Below are 17,544 nucleotides of genomic sequence, written 5' to 3' on the forward strand. Positions count from 1 at the left end.
CAGCGGGCCCCCAAGCGGACCTCGCGCACATCGAGCTGGGACGCCCGACGCTTCCGCCACTCACTTACACGGTGTTCTGTCTGCGCTATGAGACCGAATGTCGTCCGCGACGCTTTTTCCGCGGCGGGCCGGTCCGCCTGACGTAGGAACGGTGGGCAGAGCTGAAAGCAGTCAATCGCGCAGTGAACCGGGCCATTGCTCCGCAACTTAACGAACTCGGGCTAGCAGGTGAGGAGTGGCTCGTTAACCCGGCTCGCGGCGATTGCAACGACTACGCAGTGAGCAAGCGTCATGAACTGCTGAAACGTGGCTGGCCGGCGCGGGTTTTGCTATTGAGCGAAGTGGTGACGGGTTCTGGAGACCATCACCTTGTGCTCGTGGTGCGCGCCAGGACTGGCGATCTGGTCCTCGATAATCTAACGCCAGAGATCAAGCCTTGGTCGCGGGCACCGTACGGTTGGGTCCGGATGCAGGCCCCGCGCGATAGTCGAATGTGGGCGACGACCGGCCGCTCAGGAGCATGATTCCTGCGGCGGGCGGCAGAAGCCGGCGACAGGCGAGAGCTGACGCGCCCGCCGTCAGGATGCCGCGAGGCCCAGCGTGTTGCCGGCGGCGGTAGAGTCCACCCAACGCCGGATCGTGCCATCATATATGTCGGCTCCGTAGAGCCAGCCGTCGGGCCCTTTCTGCAGGTCCACAATGCCTTGCACGTTGTCCACCAACTGAACGCTTGCGATCTGCCGGTTCGCATCCAAGGTCGCGGCGAAGATCGTTCCGTTGTAGACGTCGTCGAAGAACATCGTGTTCTGGTTATAGAAATCCCCCGCGGTGATCACATGGGCATTGTCGGGTGCCCCGTGGCTAAGGGGCAGGATCGGGAACACGGCAGGCGGGTCCGACAAATTGTTGCGGTTGCCATTATCGTAGAAGGTGATCGCCTGGGAGAGGTTCTGGTAGCTGGCGGTTTTGTCCGGACCTTCAAAGTAAGGCCATCCGAAATTCGAGCCGGCGGGGCCCGTATTGATCTCGTCCCAGTTGTTCCAGCCCACGTCTCCGAGCACAGGCAGATTCGTGACGGGATCGAAGCTGAAGCGGTACGCGTTGCGAACGCCGTAGTAGAACACTTTCGACTGATTGCTGTTTGGGTCGCCGGCCTGATAATACGGATTGCCGGGCGCTCCCTCACCCGTAATGGGATCGATCCGCAAGAGCTTGCCCGAGAGATTGTGGATGTCCTGAACCCGCACTGCGCGGGGATCGACGAAGTTGTACGACGTGCCATCCCCGACCGTGAGGTAGAGATAGCCGTCGGGACCGAAATGAACGGCACCGATCGAATGCGAATCGCTGTCGGTTGCAAGATAGTCACGGATGTTCTGGTTCTGGATGCCGGCCCTGTCGGGATCGTTGTCCTGCGCTCCCGTCTCAATCTGGCTCGCGGGAGCCGTGATTGTGCTGCCGTTGACGATCCCGGAAGGAACAATGCTGAGATCACCGCCGCTGTTCGCGTCGGGACGGCTGGTATAGGCCCAGATGCTGTTCTTGCCGACCAGCACCACTTCGCTGGATGGATCGGCAATCATCGTGGTGGGGTCGACGGTGACTCTCACAAGACGGCTTGGTCGATTGCCAGCTCCATCGGGCGCTGCGAGCCCGCTCTGAGTAGCCGTCTCGGGCGGATCGTAAGTGTAGAGCAGGTAGACATAGTGGTCGCTTGCAAAATTCGGGTTCACGGCGATCCCCAGCAGCCCGCGATCGCCGGAATCATTGACCTCGCTCGAAAGGTCGATGAGCGGAGTCGATCGCAATGTGCCGTTGTCCACCACCCGCACCACGCCGTCCTTCTGCGCGACCAGCATGTAGCGGCCGTCGGGAGTCCAGTCCATCGCCGCAGGCTGGTTCAGACCCGTCACGGCGGTCTCGCCCACCAGGTTGCCGAGCGCGGGGTTGTCATTATCCAGGATCTTCACCGTCGTCGTCGCCTGGGAGCCGAGAGTGGCGTCCGTCGGGTTGCTCAAGGTGACGGTGAAGGTCTCGTCATTCTCCGGACTCGTGTCATTGACGATCGGTACCGAGATGGTCTGGCTCACCTGTCCAGCGGCAAAGGTCACCGTGCCGGATGTGGTCGTGTAGTCGGATCCCGCGAGTGCGCTGCCGCTGCTCGTCGTGAAGCCGACCGTGGCTGCTTGATTGACAGGCCCGCTGCGCAGCAACGTAATGGTCGCGGTCGGACTACTCTCTGCAACACTCAGGAGAACGTCCGCCATTGCGACTGTGCCGGGTGAATCGTTGTCGACGATCGTGACGAGCACAGTGCGTGCGGCTCCGAGTGATCCGGAGCCGGGATTCTGAAGGCCGATGGCGAACGTTTCGTTGCCTTCGGTCAGTTGATCGTCGACGATCGGGATGGTGAAGCTCTTCGTGCTCTCGCCGGGTTCGAAGACGATCTGGCCGGTGTTCGCCCGACCGTTGAAGGTAGGCTGGATGAAGTCCGATCCTGCCGTCGCGCTTCCGGCGGTGCCGATTTCGTTCGTCGTGTACTCGACGGTGTTTTGCGACGAGAGGTCGCCGGAGCGTGTGACGGTGACGGTAGCCGTGCCGGCTCCTTCACTGACATAGATCGTGGACGTGTTGAGGAGCGCGATGATGTTGGACGGGGCGAACACGACGTCGCGGAAGTAGTTTGCATTCTGATAGACGTTGGTCGGGAAAACGCCCTCGGTGTAGTCGAAGACGCCGGCGCCGACCGGCGCGTTCAGGATCTCATTGCTCATGCCGAACGCGAAGCCCTGGGTGGTGGAGACGTAGTAGCTGTTGATATTGACCGAGACCACGTAGGTCGTGCCGGCCGCGATGGTGAGCGGCGTGGCAAGGGCCGCCTGCTGCCAGCCCGATGCGCCTTCATTGGTGAACGTGACGGTCGCCAGCTCCTGGCCCGTTGCCGACCAGATGTGGCCGACATGGGTGCCGGTCTCGTTCGAGGCCTTGTAGTACCGGATTGCCTGGATCACGCCGGACGTGTCGGCGGTGAAGCGCATCCCCAACTCATAGTCCGCCGCCGCTCCGTCGGTGGCATTGGTGTTGACCGGCGTCTGGGTGGTGAACAGGGTGGTGGTGGCGCTCGCGGCGCCGACCGTCGCCGTGGCCGGGCTGGTTACGTTCTCGGCGGTGCCGAGCTGGTCGGTGTAGGTGGCGTCTACGCGGATCCGCTTGCCGACGAGGCTGCTGTCGAGGGTGAGGCTCGCGGTGGTGGCGGACAGATTCGTCCAGGTGGTGCCGTCGGGGCTGCTCTGCCAGCGATAGGTGATGCTCGCCGGGACGCCGTCGGGATCCACGACGCTGGCCGTCAGCGTCTGGTTCTGGGTTGCCGTGCCGCTGATCGTGACCATGCCGACGTCGTTGACATTGGCCACTTTCGTGGCGGTCGCGGCGCTCACCGGGGTCTCGCTGCTGCCCAGGGAGTCCGTGTAGACGGCGTTGACACGTATGAAGCTGCCGACCAGGGACTGCCCGAGCGTCAGCGTGCTCGCCGTCGCGCCCGTGATGTTGGTCCACGAGTTGCCGTTCGTGCTTCGCTGCCATTGATAGGTGATGTTGGCTGGCACGCCATCGGCATCGCTCACCGTCGCGGTCAAGGTCTGGTTCTGCGTCGGCGTCCCGCTGACGCTCACCGTGCCCGGGTGGTTGTTAGGGTTGGTCGCGCTCGCAGCGAACACGACGTCGCGGAAGTAGTTTGCATTCTGATAGGTCGCGGTCGGGAAGACGCCCTCGGCGTAGTCGAAGACGCCGGCGCCGACCGGCGCGTTCAGGCCGCCATTGCTGATACCGGACGCGAAGCCCTGGGTGGTGGAGACGTAGTAGCTGTTGATATTGACCGAGACCACGTAGGTCGTGCCAGCGGCGATGGTGAGCGGCGTGGCGAGCGCCTGCTGCTGCCAGCCCGATGCGCCTTCATTGGTGAACGTGACGGTCGCCAGCTCCTGGCCCGTTGCCGACCAGATGTGGCCGACATGGGTGCCGGTCTCGTTCGAGGCCTTGTAGTACCGGATTGCCTGGATCACGCCGGACGTGTCGGCGGTGAAGCGCATCCCCAGTTCATAATCCGCCCCAGTCCCGTCCGTGGCATTGGTGTTGGCCGGAGTCTGGGTGGTGAACAGGGTGGTGGTGGCGCTCGCGGCGCCGACCGTCGCCGTGGCCGCGCTGGTTACGTTCTCGGCCGCGCCGAGTTGGTCGGTGTAGGTGGCGTCTACGCGGATCCGCTTGCCGACGAGGCTGCTGTCGAGGGTGAGGCTCGCGGTGGTGGCGGACAGATTCGTCCAGGTGGTGCCGTCGGGGCTGCTCTGCCAGCGATAGGTGATGCTCGCCGGGACGCCGTCGGGATCCACGACGCTGGCCGTCAGCGTCTGGTTCTGGGTTGCCGTGCCGCTGATCGTGACCATGCCGACGTCGTTGACATTGGCCACTTTCGTGGCGGTCGCGGCGCTCACCGGGGTCTCGCTGCTGCCCAGGGAGTCCGTGTAGACGGCGTTGACACGTATGAAGCTGCCGACCAGGGACTGCCCGAGCGTCAGCGTGCTCGCCGTCGCGCCCGTGATGTTGGTCCACGAGTTGCCGTTCGTGCTTCGCTGCCATTGATAGGTGATGTTGGCTGGCACGCCATCGGCATCGCTCACCGTCGCGGTCAAGGTCTGGTTCTGCGTCGGCGTCCCGCTGACGCTCACCGTGCCCGGGTGGTTGTTAGGGTTGGTCGCGCTCGCAGCGAACACGACGTCGCGGAAGTAGTTTGCATTCTGATAGGTCGCGGTCGGGAAGACGCCCTCGGCGTAGTCGAAGACGCCGGCGCCGACCGGCGCGTTCAGGCCGCCATTGCTGATACCGGACGCGAAGCCCTGGGTGGTGGAGACGTAGTAGCTGTTGATATTGACCGAGACCACGTAGGTCGTGCCAGCGGCGATGGTGAGCGGCGTGGCGAGCGCCTGCTGCTGCCAGCCCGATGCGCCTTCATTGGTGAACGTGACGGTCGCCAGCTCCTGGCCCGTTGCCGACCAGATGTGGCCGACATGGGTGCCGGTCTCGTTCGAGGCCTTGTAGTACCGGATTGCCTGGATCACGCCGGACGTGTCGGCGGTGAAGCGCATCCCCAGTTCATAATCCGCCCCAGTCCCGTCCGTGGCATTGGTGTTGGCCGGAGTCTGGGTGGTGAACAAACTTGCCATCTTTGTTCTCCGCGCAGTCGAGTCCTGTTGGTGAATTGACAAATCAAACGGCCGAAATCGAAGTTTCCAAAATTAGAAGCGATCAGCACGTGCGCGAAGGTAGATTTCTCTTGAAGGATGTGCTGCTGGTTTCCTCTGAGTTCATGAAAAGCTGGTTGGCGTGGCTTCCGCTCCCTCTCAGACGAACGGTCGCAGCAGCTATGCGAATCGGTCGGGCGTACGCCGACACCAAAAGCTGGCGCGCCGCGATTCCCGCGTTTTACCTTCGAGTCCCAGCCCTTATGCCTCCATCCGTTTCGCGATCAGATCGGCAAACTCACCCAAGTTGCGCGCCGCCTCGACCTCGCCAACCCGAAATCGGACGCGAAACTTCTGCTCGACGGCGATGACGAGGGAGATCTGCATGAGCGAGTCCCACTCCTCGACATCGGCCGCCGAGAGCTCGGGCTTGGCCGCGACCTTCTCCAGGAATATCCCGTCGAACACCTCCTGCAGCTTCGCCAATATCTCAGCCTGCTTCATAAGCCCTCCGGGTCACGCGGATCGTTGTCGAGCGCATCTGATAGTTCTCTACCTCGAGCTCGAATTCTTTTCTGGCGGCGGAGTCTTTCCCACGCGCGAAGCCGAATTCCTCGTAGATTCCGGCGACGATCCCGTTTTTGGCAGTCGGGAGATAAATGCCGCGCACTTTCACGCAACCGGCTGCCTCTGCAAGTCGAAATATCTCGTTCATGATCTCGTCCTCGACCTGGCGCTTGAGCACGCGGCAGCTCATGAGCCAGGTATCGAGAATGAAGACGCCGTTCTCGATCTTGGCAATGACTACGGAGATGAGCCCAGAATCACCGAACCGATCCTCCAGCCGCATCGTGAAGCACCGGTAGTCCGGCCTTCCTAGAAGTCCCTGGATCTCGGTCTCGGACCGACGGACCGTCGTCAGGTTAAACTGGTTGCTGCGCGCGACCAGCTGGGCAATGCGGGGGACGTCGAGGATATCGAACTCCTTGATCCTGCCTCGCATCTCAAGCGAGGCGAGGTAGGCCGGCATGTCGGTTACGCTCGCCGCGAGCTCCGCACGTCGCCGTTCTTGCCTGTACTGCGCCGTTCGCTCGAGGTCCTCCTCGGTAACGTTCCGTGGCTCGAAATGTCGCCCGGCCTGCAGGCGGCTGATGAATTCGGCGGGGTCTGGCCCGAGGAGAACGCCTGCGACCTGGGGCTGAAATTGACGGACAATCTCGATTTCAGCCGGGTTGTCGTCGGCGAACACGAAGCTATCCAGACCAAGGCCGAGTTCATCCGCGATCCGCTGCAGGTTGTCGGATTTCGGGTCCCAATTCGCCTTGAAGGCTGCGAAGTGCTCCAGGCGGAGAACCATCTCGGGATGTTTCTCGAAAACTTCGACCGCGCGCTCATGATCGTTCTTGCTGCATACCGCAAGCAGGACGCCGCGCTGGGAAAGCCCAAGCAGGTACTTCTGGAAGGCCTTGAAAGCTTCGCCGCGAGGAGAGGAATCGCCGAGCTCGATTCCCTCGACACCGTCTTCCGCGATCACGCCGCCCCACAGCGTGTGATCGAGATCGATTGCCAATACCTTCTTGGGGCCTTGCTTCCGGGAGGCGATCAGATGGCTCAGCTCTTGCGCGATGTCGACCAGAAAGTCAGGTGAGCCGAGCTGCTTGGATTCATACCACGCTCGCGCGTCCGCCGCGGCTGAGATTCCCCGGCGCGCCGAGAGGAACTCGATGTCGCAGATTTGCACGTCCGTTGGGGCCCGGAGCCCGAGCTCGAGGTTTACCGCCTTTCGGAAACTCCAATCGGCACCAAGCGTGCGTGACCGAAACGAGCCGAGATCGAGATCGCCCGGCAGCGCAAAATTGGCGAGGATCACCACCGCGCTTGAGCGCTCGGTGAAAGTCTGCGCGAGGTTGAGGAGGTGCTCGGCGGCGCCGATTGCGGCTTCGCGCTGATGTTCCACGGCATTGAGGAGCGAACCGGAAAATCGGCAGTGGTTCGCGCTCGGCAATATGAAGACGAGATCCGGCTTGAAGGCGTAGAGTGGGCTCGAGCCGTCGAGGATTTCCGAGACGAAATTGTTGTAATCGCCGAGGAAGCGCTCGCACTCGACCCCACGAATGGCCAGGAGATGTTCGACCAGCTCGTGCAACGGATAAAGGTTGTAGCCTCCAATCAAGGCGAGGCGGAGTCGTGGCCGGGCGCTATCGGGCGCATGGAGCTTCGCCTTTTTTCGGAGCGTCGACAGAAAGAACAGCTCGGAAAAGCTCGACGCTTGCCGCGAGCGGGCGACGAGATGCCCCCAGAACGCGACATCGCCAGATAACGCCAGGGATTTGAGCTCGGCATCAGTGATGGGCTGGTCCGGAAATACGGCTGCAACGGCGAGAATGGTGGCCTCCATCGAGGACAGCGGCATCATTTTGATTGATTGCCATCTACATTAAATAATGGTAGAGCTCGGGTCAATTAAATAAATTTAAATGTCTTGTTAAGGTGCAATAAATACATGACGGCGCACGTGGGACAGGAGCCGCCGAGCACAGGCATGCTTTTCACCAAGGCGGAGAATCTCAAACGCCTTCCCGAAGGAAATAACCTGTTCCTGCGAGAGGTCCGACTGGAGGATTCCGCGCAAATCATCGCTTGGCGGAACGATCCCATTCTCGGCAAGTTCCTGACCCGCGAAAAGCTGACCTTGGCCCAGCAGGAAGAATTTTTCCGGAAATATCAGGCGAGGGTGGACGACTACTATTTCATTGCAGAATTCAAGCGCTCTAAGAAGCCGGCTGCCAGCATCGCGCTTGGCAACCTGGATTTCGCGGCGAGACAGGGCGAAGTCGCGCGGTTGATCGTCGATCCCGGCGCGCGTCTCTTCCTGGCAGAGATATTCGACCTGCTATTTGCGTTTGCATTCGAGCAGCTCGGACTTTCGGTCGTCGTCGCCAAAGTGCAAAGTAAGAACGCGCCCGCAAAGAACTTCCATATTCGCCTTGGTTTCCAGATCGAAAAGATTGCACCGAATGCTTGGTGGAACGGCGATGACGTGATCACGTTTCGAATGTCGCGCGAAGATTATCCGCGGTTGAAGCAGGCATGGTCGGCGCTGCTCTTCGATGCGCGCGAAAGTTAAATTGTCCGAGCGGCCAACGATCAGCAGGAGCAACCCTTCGCGCTCCCGAGGCGGCGGATTCACGCTGGAGTTGGGAGCTGCTCCTGGGCACCCCATGACAGCGCCTGGATCATGGATCCTTTGCCTCGTCCGGTCTGCGCAGCACCGGAGGAAATTTCCTGTCGATTACCTGCGCGCGAGGATCGACAATCCCGGTCTTTCTAGTCCGGCCGAACGGGCCAAGGACGAGAGGAACAGCAGATGGAGTTGCATTTTCATCATGTGGGAATGGCGTGCCGAAACATCGCGGCGGAGTTGCCCGAACTGGCGGTGGCTGGCTACAGTCCCGAAGGACCTATGTTTGAGGACCAGATCCAGCAGGTTCGCATTCAATTCGTATCAGGCGGCGGTCCGCGCCTGGAGCTCATTGAGCCGGCCGGCGCAGAATCCCCCGTGGCGGGGGTCCTGAAGCGCGGCAGTAAATTTTACCATCTTGCCTACGAAGTGGCTCGCCTCGACGAAGCGATCGCCTGCTTCAGGGCGCAGCAATATCTTCCGGTATCCTCACCTGCGCCCGCAGTTGCGTTCGACAAGCGCCGCATAGTGTTTCTAGCCTCCGCAACGCTCACGCTCATCGAGCTCATCGAGGCGAAGGCCTAGCAAATAGGCGGTTGACCGGAATGCTGCGTAACGAGTTGCGCGAGTCCATCAGACGAAACAGTTCTGCTGCGCCGAACCCACTCGGCAGCGCGTAGTCCGCCTGCCTGCAATCTCACGATCGGTTCAGGGCCGATCTCCGACAGCAGAATGCCCATATGCCCCGGTCCCGGAGGCTCTGTTGGCCAAACGCCCAGGCCATTTGCTGACAATGCGGATCGATCTACATCGCCCCAGAACTGCACGACAATGGCACCAGCGGGCGCGCACGCAGCGAGGTGAGCTGCTTCCGGCGAACCGATACGAGGCTCAGCCGTCGGTCGCAGCGCAACGATGATTGCATCCCACTGGTCCCGAAACACAGCCCGGACGTCGTGGAAGACCTCCACACTTGCTCCATAACAGGCGAGACCGGAGCGAAGCGAGCCAATAAACTCATTGTCACACAGCACAGCAATGCGATTCTTGTAAACGGATAAACCGCAATCGTGCAGTTGCTTCACGCATAGCGGACCGAGAAACGAGAAGACATCGACTGACTGATGGCGTTCGTTCACGCCGACGATCGGAATTCCGCGCCGCAGGCATGCTTGCATGTCGAGGTCCTTGGGGCGAAATTCCCAGGCCTCGAACATCAAGGCGATAACGGCGTCCTTTGGCAGCTCATCAATGAGCGCAGCGGTAAGAGGCCGAAGGTGGCCGCTATTGGTTACGATATCCGTCTGGTGGAGGATATCCGGGGTGATCTGCTCCAAGACCTCAATGCGATGGGCAACACCGACCGAATCTGCGAGCTTTAGGGTCTGTTCCCTGGCTTCAGCCGAGGTGCCGTGTGGCGTGGTTCTCGTGAAGGCATAGACGTGCCTGGCTCCGGCCATCGATGCGAGAACGGCCGTCACGGCATACGCGCCCGTCGCCGCCTCGGTGAGAACCGTTAGTTCCGAAAGGTCCAGGAGGGTTCCGGTAAGGGCTCGGCTCATCAGGGCGCCCATACGCGGCAATGAGAATCCCGGTCGCAAGGCGGTGTCGAAGCCAGATCGAAACTGCCCGAATGCTGCATCGGCCTCGGCTCCGATCATGGACTGCTTCCTTCGCCAGTTGAGAGTAGGGGTCGTTTTTGCGGATGTGCCGTGGCTGCTCTAGGCTCGTTTGCGACAAAGGCGGCGGCCAAAGAGTGATGCACCTCATTTGAGGAATTAAAATTATAATGTTTCTAATTTAAAAGAGTCAAACGTGCCGTGTGTGTATAACACGTATGGTATAAGTCGCCCCTCGCATCTTGCGGGGGCGTTGCGGGCCGCACTTGACCAGGAATTCACCTCCAGCCGTGTGCGCAACGGCAGCGTCGCTTCCGATAGGCTGGCAATTTATATCTGGAGATTAACATATTTAACTTGCGGCGCATTAGAATTCGCTTATTTTTAAGTCCGACAATCGCAGGATGGCGCCGATGAGCCAATTCGACAGCGACCGTGACGACCGACGTGAGTTCTTGAGGAGCTGCGGAAAATTTGCCGCCGTCACTCCGCCCGTGATGACTTTGCTGCTTTCGACCTCTTTGACCTCAACCGCCATTGCCAGCTCTGGCGGAAAGATTGTGCAGGGCAATAATGGTAAGGGCAACGGTGGTGGCGACGGCACCCCCAACGGCAAAGAGGATGGTACTCGCTAAAATCCCCGGTCCTGACACCGGCGTGCCCGTGACGGTCAGAGGCTCAGCCGGTCCGGCGCCGCCTTTGTGCGGACGAGCGATCGATCAAGAGATCGTTTAGTTTCTTACCAGCTCGTAGCTGCGCTTTGAGCCATCGAGGTTGCTTGCCGCGACCGGACCAGGTTTCTGACGGGTTCTTCGGGTTCTGATATTTCGGTAGCACCGGGGGGTAGGGGCGGCGCTGACGTTCCCGGTTTGGGGACGAAGCGGCGGTCCCCTCAATCTTGCGCAGCCGCTCTTCGAGCTTGGCCTTTTCCGCGGTCATCCTGCGACTGAGAAGGGTCGTGACCTCATCGTAAAGCCGCCACAGCTCCGCTGTGGCCAAGTTGGCCCAGTCACCCTTCTCCATGGAAGCCGTCCCCAGCTACTTTCGAATCGAAGCGGAGGGGGATTATCAGGTCATACCAGGGTTGGGCAAGCGCGATCCGCGCCCGCGCTGACGCTCGTGTGCAGCGCAGTACTTGGTGCTAGCGGTTGAGACTGCGTCCCCGACGGCGCGGTCGCTTCCCAAGCACCCTCCGTCCGGAGGCTCGTCGCTTGGGCTCAAGCAATCGCTGCTCAGCTTTCAACACGCGATTACGTAAGTTCTGCAATTCGGTGAATTGAACGATAAGGGCCTTATGTGTTTGACGCAAAACTGCCGAAGAATACATGTGACCACCTACTCATGGCCAACGACGACCGTGCTTTTCATTGAAATTGCTGACATGACGAAATTCAGCTTCAAGCGCGGCACTTCATTGGTACTACACGGGCTGCGATCAACCGCAGCCTTGGTCTGTCCTTGATTCCCAGTCGTTGCATTGATGAATAGTAATACGTTTTCACCTCTCTTTCCGCGGGGGGCCTTCATGAACGGCCCTCGCTCAGTGAAACTTCGTCGAATGTTAGATTTGAATCGTGAATGTCCCTATATATCGTTGGTAATATCCGGCTCTAGCCAAGTTAGTTGGATGTTGACCATAATAGTAATGCTCCGAACAGTAGCTTAATGACATCCTTGGAGTGAATTGTAAGATCGCGGCTATCAAAAATTGCAGAGGAAAAGTCACTATCCTCGAAGAGTTCGCGGTTTTAAGTTTTGCGTCGAGCACCGCATTGTTACGGTGCTGCACTCATTCTCTGAGCGAGCTACGGTAGCGTGGCCATCAAGCGTTGCCGCCCGGTGCTGTCTCAGGCCTGAGATCCTGCGACGTTATGACGGAGCTGAACGGTTATATCTCGCGCGTCTCAAAAGGAGGGTCGGATTAAGCGGCCGCAAGCGGGGTTGATAGCAACAGGCAAGGGAAGCATGCGCCGTATCAGAATTGTCATCGCTGATCGACACCCGATCGTCTTGCAAGGGATCAGGAGCGTTCTTGCGGCGCAGCATGATTTTGCGGTCGTTGCTTCTTGCAGCAATGGCGCAAGCTGTATCGAGGCAATTCGATTTCTTACGCCGGACGTCGCGCTTGTCGATGCTGCACTGCCCGACTTCAATCGACGGCAGATCCTCGCCCCTGCAAACGAGGTCGACCCACGTGCTCCGATAATCTTCTTCACCGGTATTATGGGCGACAGTGAGTTGCAAAGGCTGGCCTTGGATGGCCCCTGCATCGTCCTCTCGAAGGATTCGGACGTCGAGATGCTGGTCGCAACCCTGCGGAAAACAGCCCAAGGCCAAGCGGCGGCCTCGCCGAGCACTGGGCCGGTCAGCGATGACCCCCGGGCCGGTGTGAAGCCCCTGACACAACTAACTGACCGGGAGCGGCAGATCATGCGGCTCGTATCGGAGGGGCTATCGAACAAGGAGATTGGGCGTCGGTTGAATCTTTCCGACGGCACGATCAAGGTCCACCTTCATCATATCTTCCAGAAGCTGGATATCAGCAATCGTACGGTTCTTGCGGCTTTGGCGATTTCGCGAAGCGAACTGCATGCAGCGCCGGGTGAGCTGGATTCCCTTGATCTGTTGCGTCAGAATCCGGCCAGCGCGAATTGACGGGTACGTCTGGCGCCTTCGGGAGTGTGCGTGTGGGCCGGTCTATCCCGGGGCCAGATGCTCAATCATGTCGCGGCAGGCCCCTTCGGCCTCGGCCAACGTTCGAAAGGGCGATCCGCCAATCTTGATCGCGACCTGGTTGTTGTGAAGCGGACGCCAACTCGCCAGGTAGCCGAAGCGTCCGTGAAAGCCTGGACCTTCCGGGGCTCCGAAACTGATCACGAACGAGAACCCGTGGCTGTTCGCACTCCAGATCTCCAAGTCCCGGAGGGGTCGGTAGAATTGCAGTGGCATTAGCAATGATCCTTCAGCTAAACCGCGCACTGGCAGTTAAATAAATTAATTAAATTAAATGATAGGGCGCAACCATCAATTTTCGCGGCGGCAAGGTGCGCTGAGGAATCGGGCAGCACGGCGGAAAGTGCCGGCGTTACGGCCGGGACACGTTCAGCAACCTCCATTAGGACAAGAAAATTAGTGGTTGAGAGTTAATTTAATATATAATAATGTTTTAAATCGAGGAGGGCGTCGTGACCCGAGACGGCAACGAAAACGATGATCGGCGGGCGTTTTTGAAAACCTGCGGAAGATTTGCAACCGTGACGCCCCCTGTTATGACGCTGCTTCTGTCCACCTCCCTGACCTCAAAAGCCATTGCACGTTCGGGCGGTCTGCACGCGGCGAGGCATAGCGACAGCAGTCAATCGTTCTTCGACAATGATCGGTCGTCCGCGACAGGGCCGCCGAGCTCCAGCGGCGGATCATCAGGGGGTGGGGGATCACCTGGCGGTCGTCCTGCCGGATCTTCTCGTGCCGGAGGGACATCCGGCGGCGGATCCGGGGGTAGCGGCGGGTCCGGTCCTGGCGGAGGCAATGCCAAAGGGCCCTTCGCAACCGGCGGCAGCTCTGGAATTCCAAGCGCAAATGGTGGGGTCGATTGCGCAGAAGAGAACGAGGAAAAGCGAAAGGCCGATTGCCCCGGAGCTAATACTCGCATTTCCAGTGCGACCGAGACCGGCCGGTAGGAGCCTCTCAGCCCGGCGAGGCTGTGGGCGCTATACGGCTAGGCAAGGCTGGGCCCTTTGCTCCGGCGCGCTGAACACTGGCCGAAAGCAGATCTAAACAGCCGAGCGGCCTCTTGACGCACTGCCGCAGCTCTTTTGCGAACGCAACTTGCCAAATGTTAGTGCGCGTGTCCTGGAATTGCATAATTTTCCCGACTCTCGAAGTTGGGCGACTTCTTCCCAAGAACGTCGATCAGGAGGCGCGTCATGAATAGCCACTTTCAAGCCGGCGATCCCGGGGCTCTCCTTCGAGAGCGTCTCGAAGCGCTTGTCTCCCAACTCGCCGAGCTTGAGAAGCTCAGAGAGCGGGTAGGTCGAGAGGAAAGTACGTCAGCGCGAGCTGCGCAAGGCGGCAGGTCCCCTAGCCCATTTCGGACCGCGAGCGGCCGTTCTGGCTTCGCAGAGGCAAAGCTCGTGCCTGCGCTCCTTGGTCCCAATAGGTCCGGTGTAACGAGCACCGCAGGGAGGATGAAATGAGGGATGTCTCTAGTTGGCTTCGGCCGGGAGCCAGCCCCAAAGCTGCAAAGTTCTTGAGCTCGCTTCCGCGCGCAGGACTGGGCGATTGTCACGACGGGGTCTCGCGCAGGTTTTGCGGAACTGCAAAGGTGCGCACGTTTCGTTCGCGAAAGCAAACGGGCTTTAAGAGCTTGTCCCGGCTCTTCGGCTAGCAGGCAAGTCGCCGCGCGCTCGCCCCCCGCGAACTAGCCCGAGCGCGCCCTGTGAAACTATCCGATCGATCTCGCGGCTCATGACCCTGTAGCATTCGCATGCCAACGCTTCGAGCCGCGGTCGATCAATCTCGAGCTGGCCGCGCCGATTGGATTTCAGCGCTCTTGATGCGCGCATTGTGCTCACGACATGTGTGACTGTGGTGCGGCGGACGCCCAGCAATTCCGACAATGTTTCCTGGGTCAGCGGGAGAAGATCGCTTCCATTCGCTCGATCGTGAATGTGAAGCAGCCAGCGCGCCAGGCGAGCTTCGACAGAATGCAGTGCATTGCAGGCCGCCACGTGCTGAAGCTGCGTCAACAACGATCTCGTGGAGACCTGCACCATGGATGTGATTGAAGGGCTGCGATGTTGCGCTGCCAGAAACTGCACCGGCGAGATCTGCAGCGCAGACCCTGACAGGCGAACGATCGCCGTCGCAGGCGAGTGGGATGCTCCAAGCGCTGACGTCAGACCCACAGCCCCCTCATGGCCGATTATCGCTGCGGCAACAGTTTGCCCGTTCGGCAGCTCCACGATAGCGGCGATCGCGCCGCTCAAGGGAAAGAGAATATGTTCGATCCGATCGCCCGATCGGATCAGCACGGAATCGCGTTCGATTTTGACTTTCCGCAGATGAGGCGCCAGCAAAGAGAAATCTGCTGGCGGCAACGTTGCTAGCAAGCGATTGCCTACTCTGGTGGTGTGGTCCATCATGGGATCGCCCCCGACGGATGCCCCGGCTCTAGAACACATGCCGGTTTGTCGAACTGCTCTCCTGAGCGTCAGCTCAACAGCAAGCCAACCGGCCAACACACATATGGTTCCCCAGCAATGGTGAGCATGCGCAGGCCGACAACCGCCCGGCGGAGATCCAGTGCCTCCGGCTAAGCCTGCCGCTCGGCAGGACCTCCGCCGGCATGAACCAGAAGAGCCCCTCTGAATGGTGACATCCGTTCTGCAGGTTAGATCGCACCTTCGTGTGGGCGGGATCTAAAGGCCGGTTTGACGCGCAGCAGACGTTACTTCTACTAAGTCAGTTGGTCGCGGTTGTTGGAGCATGAGAATCAAATATTGGTCGAGATTCGGATTTGGGAGAGCCAGATGAGTCTCACCCATCAGCGGAGAAGTCGAAGCGATCTGCCGCGCACGTATCGGCATTGCCCGCGCTATTGTGTGCAGGCCGCGTTTGCTGGCGCTCGATGAGCCTATTGCGCGCTGGATTTCTCGGTGCAGGCCGTCGTGCTGCAGCTGCTCGACCGGCTTCGGCGCGAGGAGGATGTCGACTTGGCCGAGTTCAGCCTCGATCTGCCGACACGCGCTTCAGTGACCAAGAGATCGGCAAAATCCCAGACCAAGGCGAGGGCGGTGTGACCACCGCGCCTGATTGCTTCTGCCGTACGGTCAACCGCGGCCGGATCGATATCGCCTAGCGCGATGCGTGCGCCCTTCCGAATCGGAGCGATGCTTGTCTTCGCAATGCTAGCTGGGTGGGCGACGGTCGCCAAATCCGAAGATCAGGACAGTCCCGTGGCAGTCGTCAAGGCGCTCTACGCGGCCTTTGATGTCGGCGATATGGAAAAGATCAAGAGCCTCATCGCGCCCGATGCGACGTGGACCTATTATGGTCCGGAGTATGCGCTTCCGTTTGCAGGGGCGCGCAAGGGACCGGATGGGGTCGCGGACTTCTTCGTGAAGGTCGATGACACTCTCACCGAACCCGGGGCTAGTCAACGTGAGTTCATCGCGTCGGGAGATCAGGTGGCGGTGCCGGGCACCGAGGAAAGTACGTCAAGGAGACGGGAGAGCACTACGTTGTGAATAATCTCCATCTCTGGAAGGTGGCGAACGGAAAGATCGTCCGTTTCGAGGAATACATCGACAGCGGTACGGTACTAGAAGCGTTCATGGCGGCTGACGCACAGCGAGGCAGGGCTTTCTTTACGACCTGCGCCGGCTGTCATGGCAATGGAGCTCAAGGCCGCGACGAGATGTTCGCACCAAATTTGACGGGGCAGCACTCAGAATATCTCATCAAACAGTTACGGAGCTTCAGATCCGGGATGCGCGGCAAGGTCGACGATCCCCACGGCTTTCAGATGCGAGGACGCGCCTCGCTTCGAACAGACGGCTCGTTCCCTCGTGACGCAGATCGTGGAAGTGCAAGTCTTCGATCTTGAGTTCATCGCATGCCCGGGTGAATGCCGCACTTACGGACCTATGGTTATGGGGAAAGACCCGCCCGTAGCCTCGCGTCACAATTCGCTGCTGTAGCACGACCTCCCAGGCATCATAGCCCGTTAGGTTGAGCAAAGGCACTTTCTGGTCGTTTCCATCCTTATTCCTCGGGTCCTTTCTGTCCTGAATAACCACCAGTCGTTTTTTCATGTCAACCAGCGGCCACTCGGGTTTGCAGATCTCTTCCTGGCGCAATGTCGTTGCGACGGCAAATCTCACGATCCGCCCCATCGGTATGAATTGCCGACGATTTGTCTCGAAGTATTCGATGAGTTCTTCGAGTTCATCTTGCGTGGGCCGTCGGTCGCGCTCTTTGCTCTTTCCGACCAGATTGAGGTGAGTTAACGCGACACGTGCGAGGCGTGTTTCTTCGGCTGAGACCTCAATACCGTGCACGGCGGCGGCGTGCGTTATGATTGTGCGGATGAAGGACATGTCGATCGCCAACGTCGCGGGGCCGGCGCCTTGCTTGGCGCGCTTTCTTCCGAACTCGATCAACCGCTCTCGATTGAGCGCGGTCAGCTTTACACTGCCGAGCTCAGTTTTCAGCGAGGTCATCACAGCAGCTTTTGATCGGCGAGGGGGCTTGCCGACTTCGCGCATGTCGTCGTCGTGCAGGTCAACCAGATCGCCAAACGTGTGAACGTTCCGGCTCACGCGCGGCTTGGACGATCCGTTGCGGTCAATGTTGCGCTCCATTTCGAGCGCCCATTCTTCGCCGTCCTTGCGCCGTCGGAAGGTCTCAGCCACATAACGTGTCTTGCGGCGGACTTGGACGCGCCAGTTTCCGGATGCCAATTGAGTAAAGGTCGCCACGCGTGTGCACTCCGGCTTTCGTGTGCACT

At 59.8% G+C, this 17,544-nt stretch carries 12 protein-coding genes and 4 pseudogenes; 9 read left to right on the forward strand and 7 right to left on the reverse strand.

From position 1 onward, the window contains the following. Window positions 1–158: 158 nt before the first annotated feature. Window positions 159–524: pseudogene (locus tag ACFDR6_RS08300) on the forward strand (transglutaminase-like cysteine peptidase); the annotation flags it as partial. A gap of 54 nt (window positions 525–578) precedes the next feature. Here ACFDR6_RS08300 and ACFDR6_RS08305 read toward each other — a convergent pair. The 3 genes from ACFDR6_RS08305 to ACFDR6_RS08315 form a co-directional block, all read right to left on the reverse strand. Continuing rightward, entirely contained in the window at window positions 579–5,216 is a 4,638-nt protein-coding gene (locus ACFDR6_RS08305; RefSeq protein ID WP_375858023.1) for a DUF4082 domain-containing protein, read from the reverse strand. 279 nt (window positions 5,217–5,495) lie between these two features. Further along, entirely contained in the window at window positions 5,496–5,738 is a 243-nt protein-coding gene (locus ACFDR6_RS08310) for an acyl carrier protein (RefSeq protein WP_317240006.1), read from the reverse strand. Continuing rightward, window positions 5,725–7,650, reverse strand: a complete 1,926-nt coding sequence (locus ACFDR6_RS08315; RefSeq protein WP_375858024.1) for an HAD-IIIC family phosphatase — start codon at window positions 7,648–7,650, stop codon at window positions 5,725–5,727. The genes ACFDR6_RS08310 and ACFDR6_RS08315 overlap by 14 nt, the downstream gene beginning before the upstream one ends. A gap of 126 nt (window positions 7,651–7,776) precedes the next feature. On the opposite strand from ACFDR6_RS08315, the gene ACFDR6_RS08320 reads away from it, so the two are divergent. Continuing rightward, window positions 7,777–8,361 carry a GNAT family N-acetyltransferase gene (locus ACFDR6_RS08320; RefSeq protein WP_375858025.1) on the forward strand — a complete coding sequence of 195 codons (585 nt, stop codon included), beginning with the start codon at window positions 7,777–7,779 and terminating at the stop codon, window positions 8,359–8,361. A gap of 240 nt (window positions 8,362–8,601) precedes the next feature. After that, on the forward strand, window positions 8,602–9,000 hold the full coding sequence (locus ACFDR6_RS08325; RefSeq protein WP_317240003.1) for a VOC family protein: 399 nt from the start codon (window positions 8,602–8,604) through the stop codon (window positions 8,998–9,000). Here the strand turns inward: ACFDR6_RS08325 and ACFDR6_RS08330 are convergent. Beyond that, the gene (locus tag ACFDR6_RS08330; protein ID WP_317240002.1) at window positions 8,997–10,076 is read right to left on the reverse strand and encodes a hypothetical protein; all 1,080 of its coding nucleotides are present in this window, start codon (window positions 10,074–10,076) and stop codon (window positions 8,997–8,999) included. The genes ACFDR6_RS08325 and ACFDR6_RS08330 overlap by 4 nt on opposite strands. Before the next feature lie 371 nt (window positions 10,077–10,447). On the opposite strand from ACFDR6_RS08330, the gene ACFDR6_RS08335 reads away from it, so the two are divergent. Next, complete coding sequence (locus tag ACFDR6_RS08335) at window positions 10,448–10,669, forward strand: hypothetical protein (protein ID WP_375847664.1); 222 nt, start codon at window positions 10,448–10,450, stop codon at window positions 10,667–10,669. A 43-nt stretch (window positions 10,670–10,712) separates the two neighbouring features. Here ACFDR6_RS08335 and ACFDR6_RS08340 read toward each other — a convergent pair whose 3' ends face one another. Continuing rightward, a complete protein-coding gene (locus ACFDR6_RS08340) occupies window positions 10,713–11,057 on the reverse strand; it encodes an H-NS histone family protein (protein ID WP_317240000.1) in 345 nt (114 codons plus the stop codon). A 942-nt stretch (window positions 11,058–11,999) separates the two neighbouring features. Here ACFDR6_RS08340 and ACFDR6_RS08345 point away from each other — a divergent pair. Together ACFDR6_RS08345 and ACFDR6_RS08350 are read left to right on the forward strand one after the other, a co-directional pair. Beyond that, window positions 12,000–12,689, forward strand: coding sequence for a response regulator transcription factor (locus ACFDR6_RS08345; RefSeq protein WP_317239999.1), 690 nt, complete (start codon window positions 12,000–12,002; stop codon window positions 12,687–12,689). Window positions 12,690–13,303: 614 nt separating this feature from the next. Next, a pseudogene (locus tag ACFDR6_RS08350) lies at window positions 13,304–13,573 on the forward strand (hypothetical protein); the annotation flags it as partial. A gap of 819 nt (window positions 13,574–14,392) precedes the next feature. Here the strand turns inward: ACFDR6_RS08350 and ACFDR6_RS08355 are convergent. Continuing rightward, complete coding sequence (locus tag ACFDR6_RS08355; protein WP_375858026.1) at window positions 14,393–15,178, reverse strand: Crp/Fnr family transcriptional regulator; 786 nt, start codon at window positions 15,176–15,178, stop codon at window positions 14,393–14,395. Window positions 15,179–15,605: 427 nt separating this feature from the next. On the opposite strand from ACFDR6_RS08355, the pseudogene ACFDR6_RS08360 reads away from it, so the two are divergent. The 3 genes and pseudogenes from ACFDR6_RS08360 to ACFDR6_RS08370 form a co-directional block, all read left to right on the forward strand. Beyond that, window positions 15,606–15,772 (forward strand): annotated as a pseudogene (locus tag ACFDR6_RS08360) (ABC transporter ATP-binding protein); the annotation flags it as partial. A 219-nt stretch (window positions 15,773–15,991) separates the two neighbouring features. Beyond that, window positions 15,992–16,282 carry a nuclear transport factor 2 family protein gene (locus ACFDR6_RS08365; protein ID WP_375858027.1) on the forward strand — a complete coding sequence of 97 codons (291 nt, stop codon included), beginning with the start codon at window positions 15,992–15,994 and terminating at the stop codon, window positions 16,280–16,282. An 86-nt stretch (window positions 16,283–16,368) separates the two neighbouring features. Continuing rightward, window positions 16,369–16,485, forward strand: a pseudogene (locus ACFDR6_RS08370) (c-type cytochrome); the annotation flags it as partial. A gap of 28 nt (window positions 16,486–16,513) precedes the next feature. Here the strand turns inward: ACFDR6_RS08370 and ACFDR6_RS08375 are convergent. Further along, window positions 16,514–17,515: a tyrosine-type recombinase/integrase gene (locus ACFDR6_RS08375; RefSeq protein ID WP_375858028.1), complete on the reverse strand. Its 1,002-nt coding sequence runs from the start codon at window positions 17,513–17,515 to the stop codon at window positions 16,514–16,516. Window positions 17,516–17,544 lie beyond the last annotated feature (29 nt).

The organism is Bradyrhizobium tunisiense, assembly GCF_042263385.1.
GTDB classification, from domain to species: Bacteria; Pseudomonadota; Alphaproteobacteria; order Rhizobiales; family Xanthobacteraceae; genus Bradyrhizobium; species Bradyrhizobium tunisiense.

What these genes read in the sequence shown, in the direction of transcription:
- ACFDR6_RS08305 (WP_375858023.1), bottom strand. Translation starts at nt 5,216, where the DNA reads ATGGCAAGTTTGTTCACCACCCAGACTCCGGCCAACACCAATGCCACG.
- ACFDR6_RS08310 (WP_317240006.1), bottom strand. Translation starts at nt 5,738, where the DNA reads ATGAAGCAGGCTGAGATATTGGCGAAGCTGCAGGAGGTGTTCGACGGG.
- ACFDR6_RS08315 (WP_375858024.1), bottom strand. Translation starts at nt 7,650, where the DNA reads ATGATGCCGCTGTCCTCGATGGAGGCCACCATTCTCGCCGTTGCAGCC.
- ACFDR6_RS08320 (WP_375858025.1), top strand. Translation starts at nt 7,777, where the DNA reads ATGCTTTTCACCAAGGCGGAGAATCTCAAACGCCTTCCCGAAGGAAAT.
- ACFDR6_RS08325 (WP_317240003.1), top strand. Translation starts at nt 8,602, where the DNA reads ATGGAGTTGCATTTTCATCATGTGGGAATGGCGTGCCGAAACATCGCG.
- ACFDR6_RS08330 (WP_317240002.1), bottom strand. Translation starts at nt 10,076, where the DNA reads ATGATCGGAGCCGAGGCCGATGCAGCATTCGGGCAGTTTCGATCTGGC.
- ACFDR6_RS08335 (WP_375847664.1), top strand. Translation starts at nt 10,448, where the DNA reads ATGAGCCAATTCGACAGCGACCGTGACGACCGACGTGAGTTCTTGAGG.
- ACFDR6_RS08340 (WP_317240000.1), bottom strand. Translation starts at nt 11,057, where the DNA reads ATGGAGAAGGGTGACTGGGCCAACTTGGCCACAGCGGAGCTGTGGCGG.
- ACFDR6_RS08345 (WP_317239999.1), top strand. Translation starts at nt 12,000, where the DNA reads ATGCGCCGTATCAGAATTGTCATCGCTGATCGACACCCGATCGTCTTG.
- ACFDR6_RS08355 (WP_375858026.1), bottom strand. Translation starts at nt 15,178, where the DNA reads ATGATGGACCACACCACCAGAGTAGGCAATCGCTTGCTAGCAACGTTG.